This is a genomic window from Streptomyces sp. SM1 (assembly GCF_002910825.1).
Classification (GTDB): domain Bacteria; phylum Actinomycetota; class Actinomycetes; order Streptomycetales; family Streptomycetaceae; genus Streptomyces; species Streptomyces okerensis.
Map to the genome: position 1 here is coordinate 1 of NZ_NEUB01000483.1, position 2,248 is coordinate 2,248.

1 protein-coding gene and 1 pseudogene are annotated in these 2,248 nt (G+C 69.2%); one reads left to right on the plus strand and one right to left on the minus strand.

Annotation, left to right across the window (positions count from 1 at the left end):
- Positions 1–393 precede the first annotated feature (393 nt).
- Positions 394–1,944, plus strand: a complete 1,551-nt coding sequence (ffh, locus tag B9S61_RS11985) for a signal recognition particle protein (protein ID WP_103542241.1) — start codon at positions 394–396, stop codon at positions 1,942–1,944.
- A 61-nt stretch (positions 1,945–2,005) separates the two neighbouring features.
- Here the strand turns inward: ffh and B9S61_RS11990 are convergent.
- Positions 2,006–2,248 (minus strand): annotated as a pseudogene (locus tag B9S61_RS11990) (SAM-dependent methyltransferase); the annotation flags it as partial.

Consider the following 2,248-nt stretch of genomic DNA (forward strand, 5'->3'; position numbering starts at 1 on the left):
CATCGGGCGGGCACTGGAGGACGCGGGGGTGCGGGTGCGGAGCGCGCACGCGAGCACGCTGGGGGCGAACGCGGTCGACGCCTTCTACGTGACCCTGCCGGACGGCTCGCCTCTGCCCGGCGAGGAGGCGGTGTCGATGGCCCGGAAGCTGGAGGAGACGTTGCGGTCGTGACCTTTTGGCCAGGCCATGCGTTCACCGGATGTGCTCCCCGCCGACGCGGGGGTGGTCCGATGGGCAGCATCCGCAAGCTGCCAGGCATTCTCTGCTCCCCGCCGACGCGGGGATCTCGTCCCTGACCGCTCTCTGCAGCGGGCAGGGACGATTTGCTTGCCGGGCCGGATACCCTGGAGGGCAGCCCAGTTCCGCCCCCGACCCTGAGGACCGACGCCGCCGTGTTCGATACTCTCTCCGACCGCCTCAGCGCGACTTTCAAAAACCTCCGCGGAAAAGGCCGGCTGAGCGAAGCGGACATCGACGCCACGGCGCGTGAGATCCGCATCGCCCTCCTGGAAGCGGACGTGGCCCTGCCCGTCGTCCGAACCTTCATCAAGAACGTGAAGGAGCGGTCGCTCGGTGCCGAGGTCTCCAAGGCGCTGAATCCGGCGCAGCAGGTGCTCAAGATCGTCAATGACGAACTGGTCACCATCCTCGGCGGCGAGACCCGCCGGCTGCGCTTCGCCAAGCAGCCCCCCACCGTGATCATGCTGGCCGGTCTGCAGGGTGCCGGTAAGACCACCCTCGCGGGCAAGCTCGGCAAGTGGCTCAAGGACCAGGGGCACTCCCCGGTCCTGGTCGCCGCCGACCTCCAGCGCCCGAACGCGGTGAACCAGCTGAGCGTCGTCGCCGGGCGCGCGGGTGTGGCCGTCTACGCGCCCGAGCCGGGCAACGGGGTGGGCGACCCGGTGAAGGTCGCCAAGGACTCCATCGAGTTCGCCAGGACCAAGGTCCACGACATCGTCATCGTGGACACCGCCGGCCGCCTGGGCATCGACCAGGAGATGATGCAGCAGGCCGCGGACATCCGCGACGCCGTCGGCCCCGACGAGATCCTGTTCGTCGTCGACGCGATGATCGGTCAGGACGCGGTCAACACCGCGGAGGCTTTCCGCGACGGCGTCGGCTTCGACGGCGTGGTGCTCTCCAAGCTCGACGGTGACGCGCGCGGTGGTGCGGCGCTGTCGATCCGGCAGGTCACCGGCAAGCCGATCATGTTCGCCTCGAACGGCGAGAAGCTCGACGAATTCGACGCCTTCCACCCGGACCGGATGGCCTCCCGCATCCTCGACATGGGTGACCTTCTCACCCTGATCGAGCAGGCGGAGAAGACGTTCAGTCAGGAAGAGGCCGAGAAGATGGCCTCCAAGCTGGCGTCCAAGAAGGGCCAGGACTTCACCCTGGACGACTTCCTGGCCCAGATGGAGCAGGTCAGGAAAATGGGTTCCATCTCGAAGCTCCTCGGGATGCTCCCCGGCATGGGGCAGATCAAGGACCAGATCAACAACCTCGACGAGCGGGACGTCGACCGCACCGCCGCGATCATCAAGTCGATGACCCCGGCCGAGCGCCAGGAGCCGACGATCATCAACGGCTCGCGCCGTGCCCGTATCGCCAAGGGCTCCGGCGTCGAGGTCAGCGCGGTGAAGAACCTGGTCGAACGGTTCTTCGAGGCGCGGAAGATGATGTCCCGCATGGCGCAGGGCGGCGGCATGCCGGGGATGCCCGGGATGCCGGGCATGGGCGGCGGTCCGGGCCGGACGAAGAAGAAGCAGAAGCAGGCCAAGGGCAAGCAGCGCTCCGGCAACCCGATGAAGCGCAAGCAGCAGGAGCAGGAGGAGGCCGCGCGCCGCGCCGCCGCCGCCGACGGCGGCAACGCCTTCGGGCTGCCGCAGCAGGGCGGCAAGGACTTCGAGCTGCCCGACGAGTTCAAGAAGTTCATGGGCTGAGGCCCTCGCCGGTGTGCCGCTGGGGCGCCCCCTCGCCGAGGGGGCGCCCCAGCGGTGTGTCTCAGGGGGTGCGCGCGACGAGGTAGCGGAACACGTTCGGCATCCACACGGTCCCGTCCGGCCGCTGGTACGGATGCAGGGCCTCCGCCAGTTCCTTGTCGACCTGTGCCGGGTCCGTGGCGGTGATCGCCGGATCGAAGAGTCCCGTCGACTTCAGGCCGCGTACCGCGCTGTCCGCGTCGGCGTAGCCGAACGGGCACGCCACCCGCCCGGAGCCGTCGGGCCGCAGTCCGGCCCGCGCGGC